Here is a 21535-nt window from a genome sequence, read left to right on the forward strand (position 1 = left end):
GAACAGAGGGGAATTGAACGCAATGGGCGTAGAGTAATGCGAGGGTTCAGGGGCTAGGCACAGTAGTTGGTGAAATTCGTGCAATCCGTTTCGTGTCCTTCGTGTCCTTCGTGGATCAAGATTCAACTTGGAACCAAAATGCTACCTACTTGGAACTACCCTTGGAACTGCAACTTGCTATATTAAGCCTACACACTCTCATTGCGGCGCTCCTGTGGTTTGGAAGCATCAGGGCAGTTGGCAGGTTGGTAAACGTGGGACTTTACCAACCTGTCAGCACCGCATTTAAAAAAGCCCATTAACGCCAAAACCCCGCAGTTGCGGGGCTCTAGCGAGAGAAGAGAGGAGAAGGAGATGCCAACGAGTATAGGCCATTACTCCTAGATTGACATTCCCTATCATGGGTGATTTCGTGGGTGACTTAAGTCATGCTAAAGCGGCGACAAAAGCATCCCACGCTTGGTGGGGCGTGATGGTTGATGAGTAAAAAGCCGAGCCTGCAATCAGGTTAGTCGCACCTGCCTGCACGACGCTGGCGATATTGCTAGGTTTAACCCCCCCATCAACCTGAATTACCGCTTCATGGTGACGCTGATCGAGTAAACTTCGCACGGCTGCAATTTTAGCCAAGCTGCGTTCGATAAAGCTCTGGCCACCAAAACCAGGATTGACCGACATAATTAATACCAAATCGAGGTCTTCAATAATATCGTCGAGGCTGCTGACCGGCGTTGCTGGATTGAGTGCTACGCCTGCGGTACAACCAAGCTCGTGGATGCGCTGAATGGTGCGATGGAGATGCACACTCGCCTCTTGATGCACTGTGATATGGTTAGCTCCGGCCTTGGCATATGCTTCAAGCAGTGCATCGGGGTTGCTGACCATCAAGTGGACATCCAACGTGCCTTTGAAAAAAGGCCGAATTGCCTGAATCACGGGTGGGCCAAAGGTTAGGTTGGGCACAAAATGTCCATCCATCACATCGACCTGAATCCAGCTACAGCCCACTTCGTCGGCAGCTTGAACATCGGCTCCAAGGTTGGCAAAATTGGCCGATAAAATTGATGGGGTTAGTTCGATAGCGCGTCCAGCATGGTATCCGATTGGCATAAAACTCCTCGTTGTGTTTAACTAGGCACTCCCTATTAAAGCATACATTTTCCAGTCGTTTGGCAGCAGCACGATCAGAATTCAACCTTCAATAAGCGGGTTGGGCTATCCATCCCTGCGCGTTCTAAGGTTTTTTGGAATTGTGGTTGTAGTACCAGCAACCAGCGCTTGACTGAATCTATTGGCTTTGACAATGGCGAATCAGAGCTTGAATGAGGCGCGTACCAAAACCTTGTTGTCGATAGGCTTGATTGATATGCATACCGATGATCGTTGGTTTGGAACAAATGCTGCTTGTTCCTTGGCTACTTTTTTGGCCTGCTCAAATGCTAGTTGACCATATTGTTGATAGCCTTTATGGAGCGAAAAATGCCCAATCGTGCGAGCGTCGTGTATGGCTGTTAATCCAATCACTGTTTGATCGAGCCAAAGCTGGAACCTCGGCATGCAGCAAACGATCCTCAAAAAATGAATCGACATGAGTGGGTAGTTGGTTGTAATAATTAACGATCAATGCTGTAATCGCACCACATTCAATTGGCTGAAAGCGAAACTTCATTGCCCGATCTCTTTCTGCTTGATTATTCTTCTGGCTTAGCCCATGTAAGCGGTGCATAAACTCGATATGATATTTCTGCTGGTGTAGGTGAAATAGTCGCTGTTGGTGTTGGCGTTGGCGTGCTGGTGGGCGTTGGCGTATTGGTCGGTGTTGGGGTTAATTCTGGCGTAGCAAAGCTGAATACGGCAACGCCTAATGAATCAACTTGGCCGACTTTGCTAAAGTCGCCAACTATATATAACTGGTTATAATCGACGGCAAGTTTACGCACTGTACCATTGGGATAGCTTGGCAAGCCACGAAAGGTTGTGCCATCAAAACGAGCGATTGGGCCAGTTGTTACGCCATCGACCTGCATAAAATCGCCACCGATATATAAACCACCACCTTCGAGGCTTTGCATGGTAGTAATCGGCCCGTCAAATTGGGCGATTTGAATTGGTTGCATCGCTTGATCAAAGCGATACAATTGACCATCGGTATTGGCCATATACAACTGATTGTTCCATGCAGCAAAATAATGATCAATTTTGGCTAAGCTTTGGGTTGGCAGCGATTGCCAATAAATTCCATCCCATTTGTAAATATGGAGAAAATCAACCCACTGCCATGGCGCAATAATCAGCAAGTAAAACTCATTGTGATGGACAAAAACTTGTTCCTCATAGGGCGAGAGCGAGTTAATAGCTAGTCGTTGGGTCAAGGTTTCTCCGTCAAACTCCACTACCCCAGTAATTGGGAGATTCGATTGGAGTGGAAGAAGAACGGTAAACAATTGTTGGCCCGATCGATGCCATTTAATAGAGCTAGTAGTGCTGAGCACACCACTTTGCCAGCTCTCATTCTCCCAATGCCAAATATTGCTGGCCGGAGCAGCACTATTCAATGCACGGGGAACGTTCAACAACACATACGCCCGTTGTCCCAACGTTTGCAGCTGGGCTTCACTGATAGTTGTATCGCCAAAGGCTAGTGTATTCCATTGGCTGCCATTCCAGCGTTGAATCGTGCCTGAATTGCTAACAGTTATCGGCTTGGTCGCGATCATGGGTTGCCCAAAATCCCCAGTTATGCTCTGTACATTCTGTTTACCAACAAAGCTCCCAAGTGATTGGGTGGTGGAGCCATCCCACGCAACCAATTGGCGCGATTGACCATCAACGGTTAAATCGCCAGCCAGGTACAGCGTTTCCCCATCCGATGCTAACGCAGTAAGTTTTGATATCTCGAAAGGCAATTGAGCTGGAACCCATTGATTTTGATTTAAGAACCAAAGTTTATTCCCGCTTTGCATATAAAACGTATCATCAAAGCCAACCAGCATATCAATTGCCCCAGGATGAGTTGGCCCAATTAGCTGTCTTTGACTATTCTGCCAACGATACAGTTGGCTTGGATAGGGTGCATACCGTGATCGTGTTACAAGATACGGCGTGTCATGAATGGTATAGGCTTGTAGTGTCATGCTGGGCCAGCCAAAATTGATCGGAGTCCAGCGATTGTATTCACGCCGAGCAAGCTGGGCAGGTTCAAAGTTAACAGTCCAGAATTCTCCAGCAGCAATTATTCCTTCTGGTGTGCTGATGAAGCTGCCAACAGTACTATTGAATTCAACAGATTGGGCAATCCCGGCTCCATTCCATTGGGCAATCCCATAGGACTCACCACCATTAAAAAAACTAAAGTTCCCTCCAATATACAATGTATCGCTATAAACGTGCAGGGCATAGGCGATTGGTTCGGCTGCGGCTTCTTCAAGCGTTCCGCTGAGGCCTGAACCTAAGGCTTGGAAGGTCGTGTCATTCCAAGCCGCAACCCCATTGAGGATCTGCTGTTGAAGGGTCTTAAATCGTCCAGCGATATAGAGCGTATCGCTATAGGTCGTAACTGCGCGAATTTTATTAATATCATCGGGTTCCAAGTTAAAGGTTTCCCACGTTGTCCCATCCCATTTGGTTAATCCATTAATTGCTTGACCATTAACATAGTGAAAATCCCCCAGCACATACAAATCTCCGTTTTGGTCGATCGTCAATGAGGAGATTGTTGCTGGTTGCTGCAAGTTTTGGGCAAATGTGGTGTCCCATGTTCCTGCAATTGGTAAGCCTCTAGCTGGTTGGTAGGCATTCACCCCCAAGCGTGAGCCGAGCAAGAGCACTCCCGCAATAGCTAGACCGATTAATAAGCGGATAGTAGAACGCATCGCTGCTGATATCCTCTCAATTAAGCAAGTAATTAAGTTCTACCATACTAAGCTATGCACAAAATGTGCGCACAGACTTATCACGCGACCTATTTAATCATGGGTGGTTATTGAGCCGTAGTCACTTAATAAATAGTCTGCGGGTGTCTATTTCTTGTAAAATGTTAATTCCTCAAAACCAGTTTGGCCTTCGATTGCGAGCCGCAGGGTTCCATCTGGCCTGAGGCTAAAAGTCCAAGTTTCATCAACCTGGCTCAGCCTAATTTCATTCTCGGCAGAAATGACTGCATCTTGCTCATCGGTAATTGCGCTATCGGCACAATTGGCCTTGAACCCAATTTTAATTCCGTCAGCACTTTCGCGAATATTGATATTTGTAATGTTACGCGGTTTGCTATCATTATTCCAACAGCCGATTAATAGTGGTGCTGTAGCGCCTCCTGCTGTTGGTATACCTGATCCTGTCTCTGGGGTTGCTGCTGCCGCTGCCTCGGTCGCGGTAGGTTGAGGGGTATTTGATTGATTTGGAGTAAGCTTGATTTGTTTTGGTAAGCGATCAGCTTGAATATCGACATTAAATATTACTGAATCGTAACCAGTTTTTTCAAGCCTCAAAATTCCTGCTTGATCATTATATTGATCACCAATGGATAGTCGGGCAAAACCGTTATTATCGCTAAAGGCCTCAAGCGGTGCTAGATTTGGCAAGGTTATCGTCACTTTAGCTAGGCCAATTGGCTTGTTGGTTGAAGTATCTAATACCTCAACTTGATAATTAAATGTATCGTTTGAACCTAACCCGAAAGGTTTAAGTATCACTAAAATGGTTGCCAAGGCGGTGATTATCGCACCTATGATAATAGCTCTTGGTTCGTTGAGTTTCAATTTAGGATTAGAGATTGAAGAATGGGTCGCTTGATTGGATGTATTTTTATTTGCTGATTGTTGCTGGATTGACGTATTTGATTGTTGTAATGTTTGATTGCCTGTTTTTCGATCAATTGTTGCCTGAATTAAGTTTAATTCATCTTTTGTAAGTTCCCGTTGATTCATAAGTAGCAGTGGAGCAGACATTAATCCTCCATATTGGGCAATTTGAATTTCAAGCTTATGGAGGTTACGCCGATTTTGGATTAGTAACTCTTCAAGTTGTTCAAGATTTAATTGGTCATATTTAACCAGTGTTGCTAGTTCAAAAACGTGTTTTGTCGCTTGTTCGTATCCATGGCCATGGATTCGCAAAAAACAAACTCGTCCTCTATGATGGGAGTGCTGAAATCACATCATCCGGAGAACGAGTATGCCCACAGACGACAGTATCATCCGCGTGTTTTGTATTGTCGATGATCGGCTCGCTGCTGTCAAAAAGCATCCACTGGCCAATCTTCATCCGAGTGAAGTTGTCACCATTGGGTTGTTGTTGGCCCTCAAAGGTCGCAGTTATCGCGCCTTTTATCGCTGGTTGTCGGCCAATTACCGCCATCTCTTCCCCGCATTGCCAGAACAATCGCGGCTGTATCGGGTGCTGGTCAAGGCGCATGGGTATACCGACCAGTTTTTGGCCGATCCCACGATCCTTGGCATTATTGACTCTATTGGGATTGCGGTGATCCATCCCCGGCGCGAAGGGCGGAGCAGCGCACCTCTAGGCAAGAAAGGCATCTCAAATCACCGCTGGATCGTGGGCATTAAGCTGGCATGGCTGATTAATCAGCGCGGCGAGGTCGTCGAATGGTCGTGGCTCCCCGCCAACGTCAGTGATCAGGAATTTCGCGATGTCGTTGCATGGCGGGCCGGGCAAACGATTGCGCTTGGTGATCGTGGGTTTCGCGTTCGCGCTGACGAGGATGATGGCGTGCCGATTAAAATCTGTGGTCAAGGTGACTGGAACTGCCGTTTTTGATTGAAACCACCTTTAGTTTGTTGGAACGGGTCTTTCAGATCAAGAAACTCACCCATCGAACGGCACGCGGCATGGATATGCGGTTGGGCTTTGTTGCCGCATGCTTTAATGCATTGTTGCAGCTCACAAATGGAAGATTGTCTTTCCTTGATTTTGTGATTTGAACTAGCAATAGTGGTTATTTAGACATACACCAATCCCTTAACTATAACCATTAGGTTACTTGACGTAAAGTGTACTTAACCTAATGGTTTCGCTGCTATGCTGTGCGATGAAATTACCCTATCATACACTATTAGGTAGCTTGGCGAAAGGGGAACTTTATTGTTAGGCAATAGGAGAGAGGATTGAGTAGGGCTAGCTTGATAAAATGTTGGGCTAGCCCGAGTTTTTAGATTATTTACAACGGTTGGATCAAGCTGGCTTTGCATACTTAAAAATAAACCATCCACAGGAGGATAGGTCTTCGTGGTTGGATTCAATTCTTACTTTTGCTGATTGTGTTGTTGCCACTCAGCATATGAAGTTGGGTTTTGGTTAGGTTTGCGATTGGCGATAGCCGCGAGTTGTTTAACCTGAGCGATTTCAGTTTCAATATCCCTAGAAATTGGCTGTTCATCACGCAATCGCTGGCGTTGTTCTGCTTCAAGCAGTTCAATATAACGCTTTCTATGTAAGCGGGCTGCATTTTCTAAACGTGGATCTTGAGGATTTTTACGTGCGTCGTGCAATGCTTGTTGATAGCGTTGTTTTGATCTCTGTTTCGCTTCTTCCTGCTTGGATAGATAGGCTAAGTGGCTTGCGACGATCAGACCAATAACTACCAGTATAATGCCAAAAAATAGTGTCTCCATCCATATTCTCCCTGCATGATTTGCATTTAGTACGATATTGTTTGCCCCACGTTACAAGCGATATCCAGGCAAATTGCATGCTGGCTTTAATCGGGCTAGGCTATTACGTGAAATAATTGTGCGCTAAATAGTAACTATGGACAGCCGTAATGATTCGCTGAGAGCAACCGCTTGGCGAATCCTTGCGCTTTAGCCCCACAACTCTCATCTAGCCCCAACATTGTGTTACCAGATTTCTAGTACAATAGTACCACCTGTGAAGGAGGTGGCTTATGCTTGAACGACCATGTTGGCAGTGCCAAACTGGCAATAGCCTCGACCAAACTCATTGTGCTGGGTGTGGGGCCGACCTTGCCCAATCGACCACGACGACTAGCCTCGCAACCAAGGCTTCAACCAGCTTGACCACGCGCCTGCGCCAATCGCCGATTTTGCGCAGCCCCGTGGCTAAATCGGTGGCACTTGGCTTGGCAGCTTTGGCCGTCGATCTTGGCTCGAATTTGTTGAGCAAGCGTCAAAAACCTGCCGCAGCCCCAACCACCAGCTTGGCAACCAAACCTGCTGCCGCGCAACGGGTCTTTTTGCGCCAACGTGAGTGGCAAGAGTTTGATGAACAGGGAACCTTGCGTCGCCATGTTGTGGAGCGTTTGATCATTCGCGATGAATAAGCCTATTTTTATCAAACTTGGCGGCTCGATGTTGACCGATAAAACCACCGCCGAACGTTTGGTCGATCAAACGCTCAAGCAGGTTGTGACCGATTTATCGGCTTGGCGACAAGCGCATCCTAACCAGCCGATCTTGCTGGGCCATGGCGGTGGCTCGTTTGGCCATTATTGGGCTGAACGCTATCAAACTGCTCAGGGCATTATCAACGAGCAAAGCTGGTGGGGCGTGGCACGGGTGGCCGATGCTATGGCGCGACTCAATCGCGCGGTGGTTGGAGCTTGTTTGGATGCCGATTTACCCGCGATTGGCATTCAACCGATGGCCTCAAGCCTCGCCAATGCTGGCGAGATTCAACAAATTGGCAGCCAACCACTCGCGACATTGTTGGCTGCTGGAACGATTCCAGTGATTTATGGCGATGTCTTGCTTGATGTCGCCCAAGGTTGTACGATCGCCTCGACCGAACGGATTTTTAGTGCCTTGGTTGGCCCACTCCAGCCAACCCAAATCATCCTACTTGGCGAACAGGCCGTCTATGATGCCGACCCCCGCCAACACGCCGATGCTCAACCAATTCCTTTGATCAATCGGACAAACTACGCTACCATTATTGCCCGTCTCGGTGGCTCGCATGGCGTTGATGTCACCGGAGGCATGCGCAATAAAGTTGAAGCAATGTGGCAATTAGTCCAACAAGCGCCGCAGCTTGAAATTTGGATTTGTGGTCCTCAACAGTTGCAATCTGCGTTATCAGGACAATTAAATGGCCCTGGCACGATCATCAAGCTTGATTAATGCCCTGTTTGCTGATCAGTTATGATCTGCCATGCCTTTGGAGGTTTTTATGCAACGGCTTAAATTATTCACGTGGTGTCTGTTTTTATTGGTTGGTTGTGGCCAAATTGCAGTTGAACCCAAGCCCGCCCCGCCAGAATCAGTCGCTAGTGATGATTATGATGTTGCGGTGGTCAGCGTCGATTTCGACCCAGCATTGCAAGGTTCGCGCTTGCCAATTAGCGATAAATATGCGGTTTTGGTGGCTTTGGAGAATCGCGGCCTGCTAACCGCCTACAATATTAAAGTTAATGCGCGTTTGCGCCGCAGTAGTGATGATATACTTATGCTCAGTGGTAGTAGAAGCGTTACCGAATTGGCTCCAGGCCAAATCTTGGTTGTACGGATCGAGCCTGAGGGAGCGATACCAGCCAACGCTGATGTTTATAGCCTGGTTGTGCGGGCTGAACCACTAAGCCAAGAAACTCTGACTAGCAATAATACGCGCGAATTTACCATCCGCGTCGAGCCATAGTCTGCGGGAGCACCTATGCGTCAACTATTACCTCAGCATCGTGCCATTTTGTCGCTGTTCGCTTTGCTCTTTGGCGGGTTGTTTGTCGGCATGCTCATGTCGGTACGACCCCAAGTGGCACTTTCGAGTAGTAGTAGTTCGCGCAATAGCTCAGCTAGTTTGAGCGTCGATCGCATCGGTACGCTGCGTGAGCATCAGCAAGAATTAAATGCTGAACTCAGCCGTTTACGCGATGAACAAGCTGAGTTGCAACAACAATCAACCTCCAGCCAAAGCAACTTTGAAGAAATTCGCACCCAAATCGATCAGCAGCAACAAATGGCAGCCTTGGTGGCGATGCGCGGGCCAGGCGTGGTTGTGACTCTCAACGATAGCAACGCCAATTCGTTACCCGATGAAGTTGCCGACGTGAATCGCTATATCATTCATCAGCAACAGCTGGTGACCTTGGTTGGCGTGCTGTGGAGCAACGGCGCTGAGGCAATTTCGATCAACGATCAGCGCATCACCGATCAAACCTCGATCTATTGTGTTGGCTCAACGATTTTGATCAACCAAGAGTTAATGGCCCCGCCGTTTACGATTCGCGCAATCGGCGACCCCAACACCCTAGCTAATGCCGCCAGTAATTCGCCCTTGCTCAGCGATTTATGGAATCGCCAGCGCGAATTTGGCATTGGTGTCGATGTTAAGCAAAAAGCCCAAGTGCAAGTGCCAGCCTACACTGGCCCCTTGGCCAATCGCCATCTGGAGGTTGCGCCATGAACCGCTTTCGCATTCGGCGCGGGATTTTGCGCCAAAGCTTGTTGACCTTGATGTGTATGTTGATTGGCTTTGCGGTAGTGACCCAACTGCGCACCTATGAAAATATTGCCAATGATGTGGTCAAGCTTTCGCCTGAGCAACGTGCCGAATTAATGATTAGCTTGATCGATCGTAACGCGGCGACTGAGCGCGAAATTATTGCCTTGCGCCAGCAAAATGAAGATTATCGCCGCACCCAATCGAATGGCACTAGCACGCTTGATCAATTGGCCAACGATTTGAATCGCTATAAATTGCATACTGGCGCGGTGCAAGTCCAAGGCGGCGGGGTCACAATTACCATTAATTATCCCCTGCGAGCTGCCGATGTGATTGCCCTGACCAATGAAGTGCGCAATGCCAGCGGCGAAGCGATTGCGATAAACGGGCGGCGGATCGTTGCGCGAACTCGCATCGAAGAAGATGACAATGCCGAGTTGTATCTTGACGGCCAAATTCAACACGCACCCTACACCATTCAGGCTATTGGCGATAAAGAAACCTTGATGGGCGCATTGAATCGGGTTGGCGGCCTGTTGCGGATTTGGAACGAAATTGATGGGGTTGATATTACGATTGAGCCAACCAACGTGATTACCATGCCGCGCGTTAGCAACCAACCTGAGTTTCGTTATGCCCAACCTGCGCCCAAAGAGGGCCAATAGTACAGCCATTTTGGGCTAAAATCAGCCGCCACGCCATAGCATCCTTTGGTACAATAGTGCAAACATCATTGCACATCAAAGGAGATCGTTCGGAATGGTTCACCAAGCACAGGTTGTCGTTATTGGGGCAGGCATCATTGGGGCTTCTGTTGCCTACCATCTTGCTGCGCGGGGCTGTACCGAGGTAGTGGTGTTAGAAAAAGAGGCGGTTGAGGTTACTGGCTCGACTGCTCGTTCTGCGGCTGGGGTTCGCCATCAGTTCTCATCACGCACCAATATCTTACTTTCCCAATATAGCATCGAACGCTACAAACATTTTACCGAAGAAATTGGCGGCCATGCCGAATTACATCAACATGGCTATCTCTTTTTGTTTAATGATTCCGCTACCTGGCAAGCCTACCAAGCGGTGCTCGAATTGCAACGTAGCTTAAATGTACCAGTGCAGGTGCTTACGCCAGAACAGGCCGCTGGCTATATTCCCGAATTAAATATTAGCGATATCGTTGGCGCAACCTATTGTGCCGAAGATGGCTTTGTTGACCCGCATGGCATTGCAATGGGCTATTTGAACAAAGCCCGAGAGTTGGGCGTGAAGGTTTTACGCGATGCTCCGGCGTTGGGCTTTGAATTTGCCGATGATCAGGTGGTTGGGGTGCAAACACCCCAAGGCACGATTCATTGCAAGTATGTGGTCAATGCTGCTGGCCCTTATGCTGGCGAGGTTGGCAAAACCGCTGGCTTCGAGATTCCGATCAAGCCGTATCGCCGCTGCATCTATGTTTCCGATCCATTTCCGGCCTTGCCCAAGGATATTCCGCTAACAATTGATGTTGGCACGGGAGCCTATATTCGCAAAGAGCAAGAGACGGTGCTGATGGGCTTGAGTAATCTCAACGAGCCATCATCACACGATACAACGGTCGATTGGGATTGGCTGGATACGGTCTTGGAAGCCATGCTCAATCGTTTTCCAATTTTGGAGCGGGCGGGGCTTTCCGAGCGCCAATCGTGGGCTGGCTCGTATGAAATTACGCCCGACCACCTACCTATTTTAGGCCGGATGCCCAATTGCCCTAATTGGCTGAATGCCGCCGGATTTAGCGGCCATGGCGTGATGCATGCGCCCGCGACTGGTTTGCTGATTGCCGAAGAAATTCTTGATGGCCGCGCTCACTCAATCGAGATTGACGAGCTGCGAATCGAACGCTTTGCTGCTGGCGAACTACACGCTGAGCGCAATGTAATCTAGGGGTGTTTCAAGCCTGCGTCGGTTGAGGCAGGCGCAGGCTTGAATGGAGTGTTGAGCAACGCCTATGCAGAGTATCGACAAACTATTTGTAAACCGCGAAAAACAAACTGCTGGCTTTGTGAAGATGGTGCAAGGCGAAACGCCCAAACGCATCATGATGATTGAGGCTGGCGGTGGGTTGGGTAAATCGTGGACTGTCGAATTTATGCGAGCTGAATGTCAGCGGCGGGGCATTCCGAATACTGAAATTGATTTTGCCGATAGTGTTGTTTATGATTATTTGGCGATGTTGCGCCGTGCCCGCGATGGTTTGGGGCCAGCGGCGTTTAATCAATTTACCCAAGCACTCAACGAAGTAACTCAGCCAACCGTGCGGATCGAAACGGGCACGGCCAACACCAATGCCATCAACAATCTCTTGGGCCAGGGCAATACGTTCTCAGGCTCGAATGTGAATGTTGGCGAGGTAGTTGCTGGCAATGTGATCAAAGATAATTCGTTTGTGATTAATGCTGATAATGCGGTTGTGCGCCAGGCCTTGCAAGATCGCTTGACCTTGGCGTTTTTTGAATGTTTAACCGCTTTGGCGGCCCAAGGCCCACTCTGTTTTTTCTTTGATACCTATGATAAAGTCACGGTCGAAGCTGAAGCTTGGCTCATGGGCCATCTTTTGCCGCGGGTGCGCGATGGCTTGATTCAAAATGTGGTAGTGGTGATTGCTGGGCGTTCGGTGCCCAAACTCGATAATCAGTGGGATCGGATGATTGCGCGAACTGGGCTGGATCTCTTTTCTGAACCGTATGTTAAGGAATATTTGGTTCAGCGGCGCGGCCTTATCGATGATCCAAATGTAATTAAAGCGCTCTTTCAAGGTAGCACCGGACAACCCCAACTGCTCGCGATGTTGGCTGATAATATCCTACGCTCACAAGATAGTGGAGGCGATGATGACTGGCTCTGAAACGCATCAATGTCCTACATGCGAAACTGTCTTGCGCCCTACTACCCTATTTTGTCCGCGCTGTGGCACGCCGATTATGCCAACCGTCAGCAATGCCTTGCAACTCTCGATCACCCAAATTCTTGAAAGCATGAAGCCTGGTCAGGCCGAGGTGATGCGCCGTTGTGCGATTCCGCGCTGGTTTGATGAAGAAATTTTGGCGGTGCTGCGCGAACGCGAGGATGGCAATAATGCCAAAATTCTCCAGCAAGTGATCGAATATAGTTTTGTGCGCCAAGTTGGCGATGGCCGTTATGCCTATATCGACGATGTGCGCCAATATTTGTTGGAAGATTGGCGGCTGCGCCCCGATGATTTGCACCCGATTCAGCAGCGTTTGTATCGCTATTTCGAGCGGCGCATGGGTTCGACCATGGCTGATAATCGTGCGACGTGGCTACGGGAAATTGTCACCTACGATTTGCTTCTCGCCTCGACAACCAGCGTTAAGCATCAAAAACAAGATGATAATAATCCTTGGCTCTTGACTCAGGCAGTCGTCGCGGCGCGGGTTGAACGAGCTTTGTTGCGCTTTCGCAATTTGTTCGAGGGCGCTTTTACTGCCCATCGCATGGCTGAGGCCGAGGCAATTTTGTTGGCCGCCGAAGAGCAAAGCAATATTCTTGCCCCGTTGGTGCGCGATTGGCTGCTGTATTATCGCGGCAAGATGAATTTTGCCATGGTGCGGCTTGACGAGGCGATTAGTTGCTTTGAAATTTTGCTCAAGCGCGATGATCTTGACTCTGAGTTGCAGGTTTTGGTAGCAATCAGCCTCGGCGATGTGCAAGTTGAGGCGGGCAAATGGTCGGCTTCGATCTTGTCGTATCAAAAAGCCTTGGCAACTCCCAAAATCGAGCCAGCTCAGCAGGCCGAAGCGCACCTTGGAATTGCCGATGCCTATAATGAAATTGCGATTAGCTCAGGTGGCTGGCATCAACCACAAATTCAGAAATATCCGATTGCGCGAGCCTTTGCCAAACTGTTCCAGTCAATTGCAATCATTCCGATGTTTATTTTGGTGAGCATTTTGCGGCGTTTAGGTGCGGCTGTGCCGAAGCCCGTGATTTTGCTGCGCTACCAAAATTGGCTACTAGCGCGAATTTTCCGTGCCTCGCGTGACCAAACCATGGCGGCGTATACGATCTTCCGCCAGCAGAACGATCAAGTCAATATGATTCGCTGCGAGATGCGTTTGATCGATATTGATGTGTTGTTTGGCAGTGTTGATGAAGCAATTGCTTTGGCGCAGCAAAGTTTGGCACGACCTGGCTGCGAGGAACCTTATCGTAAAGCTCGGGTTCAGGTAACCTTTGCCCGTGCATTAATCGCCAAACAAGATTATGCTCAAGCAATTGAAGTTGTGAATCAAGCCTTGACTGTATTTCGGGCGGTTGATGATGGGCGTTGGGAATCACGAGCTTTGACCACGCTAGGCCGTGCCTTACAAGAATCAGGTCAGGCTGAAGCAGCCTTAGCTGCCTACAAAGAAGGTTTGACCCGTGCGCGTGGTATTGGCTCGGTGCTTAGCCGCGAACGGATTTTATATGAATTACGCAGTTGGCGGCGCTCGGAATTAAGCTACCCCAGCGAAATTGGCGAAATTCTGCGTGATGAGCCAACCCAACGCTTTGTCGCACGCTTTCCGCGCTTCCTCTTGCCCTATTTGCAAGTTGGCCAAACTCTGTTGATTCCGTTGATTTTGGTGTTTGCTGCGATCGTTGCGCCAACGCTTCAGGCCCAAACGATCATTCAATCGAGCAGCAATTTGGTTTTGCCAGCGCCCGATGTCTATGTTTTTCCATGGTATCGGCTGATTATCGCGCCATTAACGATGTTGGTATTGACGGGGATTGGCTATAGTGTGCTGGGCTTGATTGTGCTGTGGCGCATGCCGATGAATCAGTTGCGTAATAATCAGCCAATTGTGCATATCATCACCCCCAATGAGCTGATTCATCAAGATCAATATGGCCAAGAATCGCATCGAATCAAATGGAAAGATGTGACCGAAATCATCACTGCTGATCGGCGGGTTTGGAAACGCCCATTGATGGTATTTTCGCGCAGTTTTGTGCGCTCGACGATGCAGCCGTTACTCCGAATTGATGGAATTACTGGTTGGTACAATACCTTGCTGTACCTGATTGATAAACGGGCGAGTGAAGCAGGCGCAACGATTCGCTATCTGAGCGCTGATATTAGCTTGCTGCGCAGTGTTTGGGGTTCGGTGATTGGGGTTGGCACGGTGTTGCTGATTCTGCTGATCACCAGCGTCAATGGCTGGATTCCCAATATTGCTGAGTTTTTGCCAGCGACGTTCTATTCAGTGCTCCAATTGTTGGCATTTAGCGGTATTTTGCTAATTGGCCCAACAATTTTCTGGACCGTGATTCGCCCATTACGGCTGGATAACGAATTTGCTTTAGATGAGCGTTTGCCAGCGTTGGCGGCGACAATTGGGTTGATTGTGATGGTGCTGTTTATCATCACCGATGGCTCAATTGTGCGCGTGCCGATTTTCAGTGTGTCGCTGTTTATTGCTGGGGTCTATGTTTTTAGCGAAGGTATTTATCAACTGGGCGTGCGACGTGGCCGAGATCGTCGTTGGCGAGCTGGGGTGACAATTGTTGGTTTTGGTTTGTTGCTGGCAGCAATGTTGATTGTTCGTGAAACGGTGTGGCGCGAGTTCTATCATGCTCGCTCCTATGCCTATACTGTGCAGGGCAACGAAGCGGCGGCAGCTGACGATCGTTTACGCGAGGCAGCTCAAACCACTGCGATGTTTGAACGACCCATGGTTTTAGAAGAAGCCGTCTTGGCGAGTCAAAACAGCGATTGGGAAGAAGCTAGTCAGCAATATACAGCGATTGTCAATAGCCGCCAATATGATGCACGCCTTCAGGCGCTGGCTTATCATAATTGGGCATTAACTGAGTTAGCCCGTTGTAAAGCCAATCCATGCAGCGAAGCCGAATGGGCACGAATTGCCCAATTTGAGAGCGAATCGATTACATTAATTGATATTGCGATTGAGCAACATCAAGCCAACCCTGAGGAGCGGACGGTATTGCTTGAAGCTCAAGGCTCGGCATATATCGAGGTTGGCCAAATTCCTGAAGCGATTCAAAAATTAACCCAAGCTTTGGCTAGCACTCGTGAGCCAAAGGTTCAACAACGGATTGAGGGTTTGCTTGATTCGCTGCAACGCTAAATCCATGCCCTCACCCCCTGACCCCCTCTCCCGCACGCGAGGCGAGGGGGAATCCCTCCATCATGACGGCTGAAGCTCCCCTCGCCCGCCGCAGTGGGCGAGGGGGTCAGGGCACAATTATTACCGTTAATCAAGCGATTTAATTTGATCGAGTGCGATATTTAATTGCAGCACATTTACTCGTGGCTCGCCTAAAACCCCTAAGGTGCGCTGGCTTGTATGCTGCTCAACCAACTGTTGGACTTGCTCGACCGCCAAGCCGCGGGCAGCGGCGACTCGTTGCACTTGGTAATTTGCCGCAGCTGGCGAAATTTCGGGATCAAGCCCGCTGGCCGAGGCGGTGACCAAATCAACAGGGATTGGCAACTGATTGCTGGGATCGGCGGCCTTGAGCGCATCAATTCGGGCTTGAACTGCTTCGGCTAAGGCTGGATTGAGTGGGCCATAATTTGAGCCGCTTGAGGCTGCTGCATTGTAGGGCACTGGGCCAGTTGCCGAAAGCCGACCCCAAAAATATTCCGGCTGATCAAATTGTTGACCAATTAAGCTAGAGCCACGTTGCTGGCCTGCTTGCTCAATCAGGCTACCATTAGCTTGGCCCGGAAAAGTTACTTGCGCAATCACGGTAACTAAAGCTGGGTAAATAACTCCAGTCAAAACACTGAATATGATGATCGCAGCCAAGGCTGGGCGAAAAAATGTACGCATTATTGATCTTCCTCGTCACTAATCCATCGATAGGTCGTTGCTTGTTGGTCGCGGCGAATGTATTGCAAATGGCCTTGGGTGGGATTAGTCGCAGTTTGATGCCAAACCCACATCCCAAGTGCAGCATAGCCGATAATTAATACGCCAATTGATAAAAATGTAGTTAAGGCATGGCTCAAATGGAGAATTTCAATTTCGCCAATTGTCAAAATCATGCCAGCGCAGATTGCATCGAGCCAAACCCAAGTAGTTGTGCGGCGTTTCATTATTTTCTCCTAGGCTAAACCCAAGGCTACCAACAATAAATCAATCAGTTTGATTCCGATGAAGGGCACAATCAAGCCGCCAAGCCCGTAAATCAGCAGATTGCTGCGCAAGGCCTGGGCAGCAGCGACAGCCCGATAGCGCACCCCGCGCAGAGCCAAGGGAATCAGAAAAACAATAATCAAGGCATTGAAAATCACCGCCGAGATAATCGCGCTTTCAGGTGAGGCCAAGCCCATGATGTTGAGTTGGTTCAGCACTGGGTAGGTGCTGGCAAAGGCCGCTGGAATAATTGCAAAATATTTAGCAATATCGTTGGCGATTGAAAATGTCGTCAGTGCACCACGGGTCATCAATAGTTGCTTGCCAATCTTGACCACTTCGATCAACTTAGTTGGGTTGGAGTCGAGATCGACCATATTGCCCGCTTCTTTGGCGGCGTTTGTGCCCGTATTCATCGCCACGGCGACATCGGCTTGCGCCAAGGCGGGTGCATCGTTGGTGCCGTCGCCAGTCATCGCTACCAAGCGCCCGCCAGCTTGATACTCGCGAATTAAGCTGAGTTTGGCTTCGGGCGTGGCCTCGGCTAAGAAATCGTCAACTCCAGCTTCGGCAGCAATCGCCGCAGCGGTCAAAGGATTATCACCAGTGATCATGACGGTTTTGATGCCCATGCGCCGTAGTTCGCCGAAGCGCTCTTTCATGCCACCTTTAACAATATCCTTGAGTTGAATCACGCCCAAAACTCGTTTGCCATCGGCAACCACCAAAGGCGTACCACCAGCGCGGGCAATTGTTTCAACATTGGCTCGCACATCGCTTGGTAAATTGCCTTGTTGGGTTTGCACATAACGTTCAATCGCATCAACTGCACCTTTGCGAATTTGGCGACCAGCGATATTGATGCCACTCATGCGGGTTTGGGCAGTGAAGGCCACAAATTCGGCCTCAAGCTGGTTGGCTTGGCGTTCGGCAATGTTGTAGCGTTGGTTAGCCAGCAACACAATCGAACGACCTTCAGGCGTTTCGTCGGCTAGCGAAGCCAATTGAGCGGCATCAGCAAATTCGTTGATATCCACGCCAGCAGCTGGCATAAAGTTGGTTGCTTGGCGATTGCCCAAGGTGATCGTGCCCGTTTTGTCCAACAACAGCACATCAACATCACCTGCAGCCTCGACCGCCCGCCCCGACATCGCGATCACATTGGCTTGAATCATGCGATCCATGCCTGCGATGCCGATTGCTGAGAGCAAACCGCCAATTGTGGTTGGAATCAAGCAGACCAGCAAGGCAACCAAAGCAGTGACCGTGATTGGCAAGGCTTGGCTGCTTGAGTCGAGCGCCTTGACGGCCTCAACGCTATAGATCGAAAATGGTAGCAGCGTCGCGGTTGCCATCAAAAAGATGATCGTCAAGGCCGTCAATAAAATGTTCAAGGCGATCTCGTTGGGTGTTTTTTGGCGTTTGGCTCCTTCGACCATAGCAATCATGCGGTCGAGAAAGGTTTCGCCTGGATTGGCAGTAATTTGCACAATTAGCCAATCGGAAAGCACCCGCGTGCCCCCAGTAACCGCCGAGCGATCACCGCCACTTTCGCGAATCACCGGAGCGCTTTCGCCAGTGATCGCGCTTTCATCGACTGCCGCCACGCCTTCAATCACATCGCCATCGCCTGCGATTGTTTCACCAGCGCTGACCAGAATGTAATCACCTTTGCGCAAGGCACTAGCAGCAACAATTGTTTGGCTGCTGCTGTATTGTGGGCCACTTAATTTAACTGCCTGCACATCGCGGCGTGATTGACGTAGCGTGTCGGCTTGAGCTTTGCCACGACCTTCGGCCATGGCTTCGGCAAAATTAGCAAATAATAGGGTGAGCCAGAGCCAACCAGCGATTGCCAAGCTAAAATTGGCTGACGTTTCGCCGCTGCCCAATAACGCCTGAATCCATAAGCCTGTGGTAAAAATCGCGCCAATAAAGACCACAAACATCACTGGATTGCGTACCTGCAAGCGTGGATTAAGTTTGAGCAAAGCCGCTTTGAGCGCTGGCACAACAATCGCTCGATCAAATAGTGAGCGGTTTTTTGGTAGTGAATGATTCATCGTTCTCGCCTTATAAACTCAGCAATAAATGTTCAACGATTGGGCCAAGCGCCAGCGCTGGAATAAATGTGAGTGCCCCGACAATTAACACCACGCCAATCAACAAGCTCACAAACAACGGCGTATGAGTTGGCAAGGTTCCGGCGCTTTGCGGAATCAGCTTTTTGCCAGCCAACGAGCCAGCAATCGCCAAGGTTGGTACAATCAGCCAAAAGCGCGAAACCAACATCGCAATCCCAAGCCATGTGTTATAAAACGGGGTGTTTGCGCCAAGCCCAGCGAAGGCGCTACCGTTGTTGTTGGCGGCTGAAGTGGCGGCATACAGCACCTCGCTGAAGCCATGTGCGCCGCTATTGAACACGGTAGCGCGGCCTGATTCGCTGCTCACTGCAATTGCTGTGATCAACAAGGTCATCACACAGGGAATCAAGATAATCAGCGCTGCCATTTTCATCTCAAAGGCTTCGATTTTCTTGCCCAAATATTCTGGCGTGCGGCCAACCATCAAGCCCGCCACAAACACCGCGATAATTGCAAAAATCAGCATGCCATACAGGCCTGAGCCAACGCCGCCAAAAACCACCTCGCCTAGTTGCATCAGCACCATCGGAGCCAAACCGCCAAGCGGTGTATACGAATCGTGCATCGAATTGACCGAGCCATTCGAGGCGGCAGTGGTTACGGTAGCCCACAAAGCCGAGTTGACGATGCCAAAGCGGGTTTCTTTGCCTTCCAGATTGCCGCCAGCCTGTAATGCCGAGGCTTGATCATCAACGCCCAGTTTTTGGTAGAGCGGATTGCCTGCTTGTTCTGCGCTCACCGCCAAGACCGTAAAGCCCAGCAAAATAATCGTCATCGTGGCCAGAATCGCCCAGCCTTGGCGTTTATCGCCGACCATCAGGCCAAAGGTGTAACACAATGCCGCTGGAATCAGCAGAATGCTGAGTAATTCTAAAAAGTTGCTCAACGGCGTTGGATTTTCCAAGGGATGCGCCGAATTGACGTTGAAAAATCCCCCGCCATTAGTGCCAAGCTGCTTGATTGCAATTTGCGAAGCGGCTGGACCTAGGGCAATCGTTTGTTGGCTGATCGTCGTGCCATCGGCATTGACGATTGGCTGGATTAACTCAACCGTTTGGGATGGACTAAATGTCTGGACAACCCCTTGCGAAACCAAGGTAACTGATAACACCAAGGCTAATGGCAACAAAATATAGATGGTCGAGCGCGTCAGATCGACCCAAAAATTGCCAATTGTGCTGGTGGATCGGCGAGCGATGCCACGAATCAAGCCAATAAGTACAGCCATACCCGTTGCAGCCGAGACGAAATTCTGCACCGTCAGGCCCAACATTTGAGTTAGATAGCTCATTGTGGTTTCGCCAGCGTAGCCCTGCCAATTGGTGTTGCTTACAAAGCTGGCTGCGGTATTAAAGGCAGAATCGGCGCTTACCGCTGGTAATTGTTGCGGATTGAGCGGGAGCCATGCCTGCATCCGTTGCAACCCATAGAGCAACAGCATGCCCATCGCATTGAATCCTAACAAGGCTAGGGCATAATGCTTCCAATGCATTTCGCTCTTTGCGTCGATGCCTAACAAGCGATAGATCAAACGCTCAATTGGGCCGAAAAAACCTTGAAGTGGTGGGTTTTCGCCATAAACTTTGGCCATATAGCGGCCTAGTGGCACAACACAGGCCATCAGCACCACCAAAAAGATCCCAATTTGGATCACACTATTGCTAATCATTTAAAACACCTCAGGCTGCATCAAGGCCCAGAACAGATAGATTACTAAGCCCAGCGTTACGATTGCTGCGATCAGATATAACGTACTCATCGATTGCCTCCCAACGCAGCACACATGCGTAGCAAGCCCCAAGTTAGGAGCGCCACAACCACAAACAGCCCAAGAAACCATAGATCCATGACAAACCTCAATCAAACTTGAACAGATCTATTCAACCAGAAAAGACCTCAAGCAGGCATCAAAATCGATCAAAAGGAGATCAAGAAAGTATCAAGATAAAGGCAAAAGGCAAAAGGCAAAAGGCAAAGGAGTGGCTAGGGGTCAGGGATCAGTATGGGCTGCGGAAATGGAGGGAGTCCTGTTGAGAATAGTAATATAATCCTGAACATCTGTGCGTATCTGTGGCTAAAATAATAACCATTCGTGTAATTCGTGCAATTCGTGGCTAGAATATCTTCGTGGATCGAAAATTATTCGATTGCCAAGCGATAGCCTACGCCTGGCTCGGTCAGTAAATAGCGTGGGCGGGCGGGATCAGCTTCAAGTTTATGGCGCAACTGGCCCATATACACCCGCAAATAGTGGTTTTCCTCGGTGTAGGCTGGCCCCCAAACTTCGCGTAAAAGCTGGCGATGGGTCATAACTTTGCCAGCATGTTGCACTAAAGTTGTCAGCAAATTGTATTCGTTGGGGGTGAGATGTACCTCTTGCTCGGCGACAAACACCTGCCGCCGTACCAAATCGACGCGTAATGCGCCAACTTGAAATACTGGCTCGCCTTTTTCTCCGCCATGCTGGTGTAAATGGCGCAAGGCTACCCGCAAACGCGCCAATAATTCGCCCATACCAAAGGGCTTGGTCAAATAATCATCGGCTCCCGCATCGAGGGCTGCAATTTTATCGTCCTCGCGGCCACGCGCCGAAAGCACAATAATCGGCGTATTCGTCCATTCGCGCAGCCGTTGCGTGACTTGCAAGCCATCAAGGTCGGGCAAACCCAAATCGAGAATAATGATTGCGGGCCGTTGCATGGCGGCTTGCAATAAGCCATCTTCGCCATTTTCAGCCTCAATCAAGTGATAGCCATGGCTTGGCAGCGAAGCTCGCAAAAAACGCCGAATGGGTGCTTCATCTTCAATCACCAAAACGTTAATTGTGTTTGACATAAG

20 protein-coding genes and 1 pseudogene are annotated in these 21535 nt (G+C 49.5%); 9 read left to right on the top strand and 12 right to left on the bottom strand.

All coding sequences use genetic code 11. The features are described 5' to 3' along the window. Positions 1–426: 426 nt before the first annotated feature. The 5 genes from rpe to DEF47_RS11075 all read right to left on the bottom strand — a co-directional run bounded on the left by rpe (position 427) and on the right by DEF47_RS11075 (position 5114). Entirely contained in the window at positions 427–1110 is a 684-nt protein-coding gene (gene rpe / locus DEF47_RS11060) for a ribulose-phosphate 3-epimerase (RefSeq protein WP_012189835.1), read from the bottom strand. A 178-nt stretch (positions 1111–1288) separates the two neighbouring features. Beyond that, entirely contained in the window at positions 1289–1372 is an 84-nt protein-coding gene (locus tag DEF47_RS25175; RefSeq protein ID WP_353845058.1) for a GNAT family N-acetyltransferase, read from the bottom strand. 93 nt (positions 1373–1465) lie between these two features. Continuing rightward, the gene (locus tag DEF47_RS11065) at positions 1466–1669 is read right to left on the bottom strand and encodes a hypothetical protein (RefSeq protein ID WP_041304445.1); all 204 of its coding nucleotides are present in this window, start codon (positions 1667–1669) and stop codon (positions 1466–1468) included. A gap of 22 nt (positions 1670–1691) precedes the next feature. Continuing rightward, positions 1692–3872 (bottom strand): hypothetical protein, encoded by a 2181-nt coding sequence (locus tag DEF47_RS11070; protein ID WP_012189833.1) that lies wholly within the window; start codon positions 3870–3872, stop codon positions 1692–1694. 147 nt (positions 3873–4019) lie between these two features. After that, complete coding sequence (locus DEF47_RS11075) at positions 4020–5114, bottom strand: hypothetical protein (RefSeq protein WP_041304443.1); 1095 nt, start codon at positions 5112–5114, stop codon at positions 4020–4022. Between the two features lie 58 nt (positions 5115–5172). Between DEF47_RS11075 and DEF47_RS11080 the strand changes: the two are divergent. Then, positions 5173–5939: pseudogene (locus DEF47_RS11080) on the top strand (transposase). 321 nt (positions 5940–6260) lie between these two features. On the opposite strand, the gene DEF47_RS11085 reads toward DEF47_RS11080, so the two are convergent. Continuing rightward, positions 6261–6629 (bottom strand): hypothetical protein, encoded by a 369-nt coding sequence (locus tag DEF47_RS11085; RefSeq protein WP_012189830.1) that lies wholly within the window; start codon positions 6627–6629, stop codon positions 6261–6263. Positions 6630–6901: 272 nt separating this feature from the next. Here DEF47_RS11085 and DEF47_RS11090 point away from each other — a divergent pair, with 272 nt between their 5' ends. The 8 genes from DEF47_RS11090 to DEF47_RS11125 all read left to right on the top strand — a co-directional run bounded on the left by DEF47_RS11090 (position 6902) and on the right by DEF47_RS11125 (position 15539). Beyond that, positions 6902–7297: a hypothetical protein gene (locus tag DEF47_RS11090; RefSeq protein ID WP_012189829.1), complete on the top strand. Its 396-nt coding sequence runs from the start codon at positions 6902–6904 to the stop codon at positions 7295–7297. Beyond that, on the top strand, positions 7290–8093 hold the full coding sequence (locus DEF47_RS11095; RefSeq protein WP_012189828.1) for an isopentenyl phosphate kinase: 804 nt from the start codon (positions 7290–7292) through the stop codon (positions 8091–8093). Before DEF47_RS11090 ends, DEF47_RS11095 begins: the two co-directional genes overlap by 8 nt. Before the next feature lie 49 nt (positions 8094–8142). After that, positions 8143–8607 carry a YajG family lipoprotein gene (locus tag DEF47_RS11100; protein ID WP_012189827.1) on the top strand — a complete coding sequence of 155 codons (465 nt, stop codon included), beginning with the start codon at positions 8143–8145 and terminating at the stop codon, positions 8605–8607. 15 nt (positions 8608–8622) lie between these two features. Next, entirely contained in the window at positions 8623–9372 is a 750-nt protein-coding gene (locus DEF47_RS11105) for a DUF881 domain-containing protein (RefSeq protein ID WP_012189826.1), read from the top strand. Then, positions 9369–10076: a DUF881 domain-containing protein gene (locus DEF47_RS11110; RefSeq protein ID WP_012189825.1), complete on the top strand. Its 708-nt coding sequence runs from the start codon at positions 9369–9371 to the stop codon at positions 10074–10076. Before DEF47_RS11105 ends, DEF47_RS11110 begins: the two co-directional genes overlap by 4 nt. A 67-nt stretch (positions 10077–10143) precedes the next feature. Beyond that, positions 10144–11328 carry an NAD(P)/FAD-dependent oxidoreductase gene (locus DEF47_RS11115; RefSeq protein WP_353845059.1) on the top strand — a complete coding sequence of 395 codons (1185 nt, stop codon included), beginning with the start codon at positions 10144–10146 and terminating at the stop codon, positions 11326–11328. Between the two features lie 64 nt (positions 11329–11392). After that, positions 11393–12289 (top strand): hypothetical protein, encoded by an 897-nt coding sequence (locus tag DEF47_RS11120; protein WP_012189823.1) that lies wholly within the window; start codon positions 11393–11395, stop codon positions 12287–12289. Then, positions 12276–15539: a tetratricopeptide repeat protein gene (locus DEF47_RS11125; protein ID WP_012189822.1), complete on the top strand. Its 3264-nt coding sequence runs from the start codon at positions 12276–12278 to the stop codon at positions 15537–15539. The genes DEF47_RS11120 and DEF47_RS11125 overlap by 14 nt, the downstream gene beginning before the upstream one ends. Before the next feature lie 126 nt (positions 15540–15665). On the opposite strand, the gene kdpC is transcribed toward DEF47_RS11125, so the two are convergent. The 6 genes from kdpC to DEF47_RS11155 all read right to left on the bottom strand — a co-directional run bounded on the left by kdpC (position 15666) and on the right by DEF47_RS11155 (position 21532). Beyond that, positions 15666–16247 carry a potassium-transporting ATPase subunit KdpC gene (gene kdpC / locus DEF47_RS11130; protein ID WP_012189821.1) on the bottom strand — a complete coding sequence of 194 codons (582 nt, stop codon included), beginning with the start codon at positions 16245–16247 and terminating at the stop codon, positions 15666–15668. Beyond that, a complete protein-coding gene (locus DEF47_RS11135; RefSeq protein WP_012189820.1) occupies positions 16247–16513 on the bottom strand; it encodes a hypothetical protein in 267 nt (88 codons plus the stop codon). The genes kdpC and DEF47_RS11135 overlap by 1 nt, the downstream gene beginning before the upstream one ends. A gap of 9 nt (positions 16514–16522) precedes the next feature. Next, positions 16523–18616 (bottom strand): potassium-transporting ATPase subunit KdpB, encoded by a 2094-nt coding sequence (gene kdpB / locus DEF47_RS11140; protein ID WP_012189819.1) that lies wholly within the window; start codon positions 18614–18616, stop codon positions 16523–16525. A gap of 10 nt (positions 18617–18626) precedes the next feature. Continuing rightward, positions 18627–20366, bottom strand: coding sequence for a potassium-transporting ATPase subunit KdpA (gene kdpA, locus DEF47_RS11145; RefSeq protein ID WP_012189818.1), 1740 nt, complete (start codon positions 20364–20366; stop codon positions 18627–18629). After that, positions 20367–20456: a K(+)-transporting ATPase subunit F gene (kdpF, locus tag DEF47_RS11150; protein WP_287045132.1), complete on the bottom strand. Its 90-nt coding sequence runs from the start codon at positions 20454–20456 to the stop codon at positions 20367–20369. A 380-nt stretch (positions 20457–20836) separates the two neighbouring features. Further along, positions 20837–21532, bottom strand: coding sequence for a response regulator (locus DEF47_RS11155; RefSeq protein WP_012189817.1), 696 nt, complete (start codon positions 21530–21532; stop codon positions 20837–20839). Between the last annotated feature and the right edge of the window lie 3 nt (positions 21533–21535).

It is taken from the genome of Herpetosiphon sp., from assembly GCF_003512625.1.
GTDB classification, from domain to species: Bacteria; Chloroflexota; Chloroflexia; order Chloroflexales; family Herpetosiphonaceae; genus Herpetosiphon; species Herpetosiphon aurantiacus.

What these genes read in the sequence shown, in the direction of transcription:
- rpe (WP_012189835.1), bottom strand. Translation starts at nt 1,110, where the DNA reads ATGCCAATCGGATACCATGCTGGACGCGCTATCGAACTAACCCCATCA.
- DEF47_RS25175 (WP_353845058.1), bottom strand. Translation starts at nt 1,372, where the DNA reads ATGCATATCAATCAAGCCTATCGACAACAAGGTTTTGGTACGCGCCTC.
- DEF47_RS11065 (WP_041304445.1), bottom strand. Translation starts at nt 1,669, where the DNA reads ATGAAGTTTCGCTTTCAGCCAATTGAATGTGGTGCGATTACAGCATTG.
- DEF47_RS11070 (WP_012189833.1), bottom strand. Translation starts at nt 3,872, where the DNA reads ATGCGTTCTACTATCCGCTTATTAATCGGTCTAGCTATTGCGGGAGTG.
- DEF47_RS11085 (WP_012189830.1), bottom strand. Translation starts at nt 6,629, where the DNA reads ATGGAGACACTATTTTTTGGCATTATACTGGTAGTTATTGGTCTGATC.
- DEF47_RS11090 (WP_012189829.1), top strand. Translation starts at nt 6,902, where the DNA reads ATGCTTGAACGACCATGTTGGCAGTGCCAAACTGGCAATAGCCTCGAC.
- DEF47_RS11095 (WP_012189828.1), top strand. Translation starts at nt 7,290, where the DNA reads ATGAATAAGCCTATTTTTATCAAACTTGGCGGCTCGATGTTGACCGAT.
- DEF47_RS11100 (WP_012189827.1), top strand. Translation starts at nt 8,143, where the DNA reads ATGCAACGGCTTAAATTATTCACGTGGTGTCTGTTTTTATTGGTTGGT.
- DEF47_RS11105 (WP_012189826.1), top strand. Translation starts at nt 8,623, where the DNA reads ATGCGTCAACTATTACCTCAGCATCGTGCCATTTTGTCGCTGTTCGCT.
- DEF47_RS11110 (WP_012189825.1), top strand. Translation starts at nt 9,369, where the DNA reads ATGAACCGCTTTCGCATTCGGCGCGGGATTTTGCGCCAAAGCTTGTTG.
- DEF47_RS11120 (WP_012189823.1), top strand. Translation starts at nt 11,393, where the DNA reads ATGCAGAGTATCGACAAACTATTTGTAAACCGCGAAAAACAAACTGCT.
- DEF47_RS11125 (WP_012189822.1), top strand. Translation starts at nt 12,276, where the DNA reads ATGACTGGCTCTGAAACGCATCAATGTCCTACATGCGAAACTGTCTTG.
- kdpC (WP_012189821.1), bottom strand. Translation starts at nt 16,247, where the DNA reads ATGCGTACATTTTTTCGCCCAGCCTTGGCTGCGATCATCATATTCAGT.
- DEF47_RS11135 (WP_012189820.1), bottom strand. Translation starts at nt 16,513, where the DNA reads ATGAAACGCCGCACAACTACTTGGGTTTGGCTCGATGCAATCTGCGCT.
- kdpB (WP_012189819.1), bottom strand. Translation starts at nt 18,616, where the DNA reads ATGAATCATTCACTACCAAAAAACCGCTCACTATTTGATCGAGCGATT.
- kdpA (WP_012189818.1), bottom strand. Translation starts at nt 20,366, where the DNA reads ATGATTAGCAATAGTGTGATCCAAATTGGGATCTTTTTGGTGGTGCTG.
- kdpF (WP_287045132.1), bottom strand. Translation starts at nt 20,456, where the DNA reads ATGAGTACGTTATATCTGATCGCAGCAATCGTAACGCTGGGCTTAGTA.
- DEF47_RS11155 (WP_012189817.1), bottom strand. Translation starts at nt 21,532, where the DNA reads ATGTCAAACACAATTAACGTTTTGGTGATTGAAGATGAAGCACCCATT.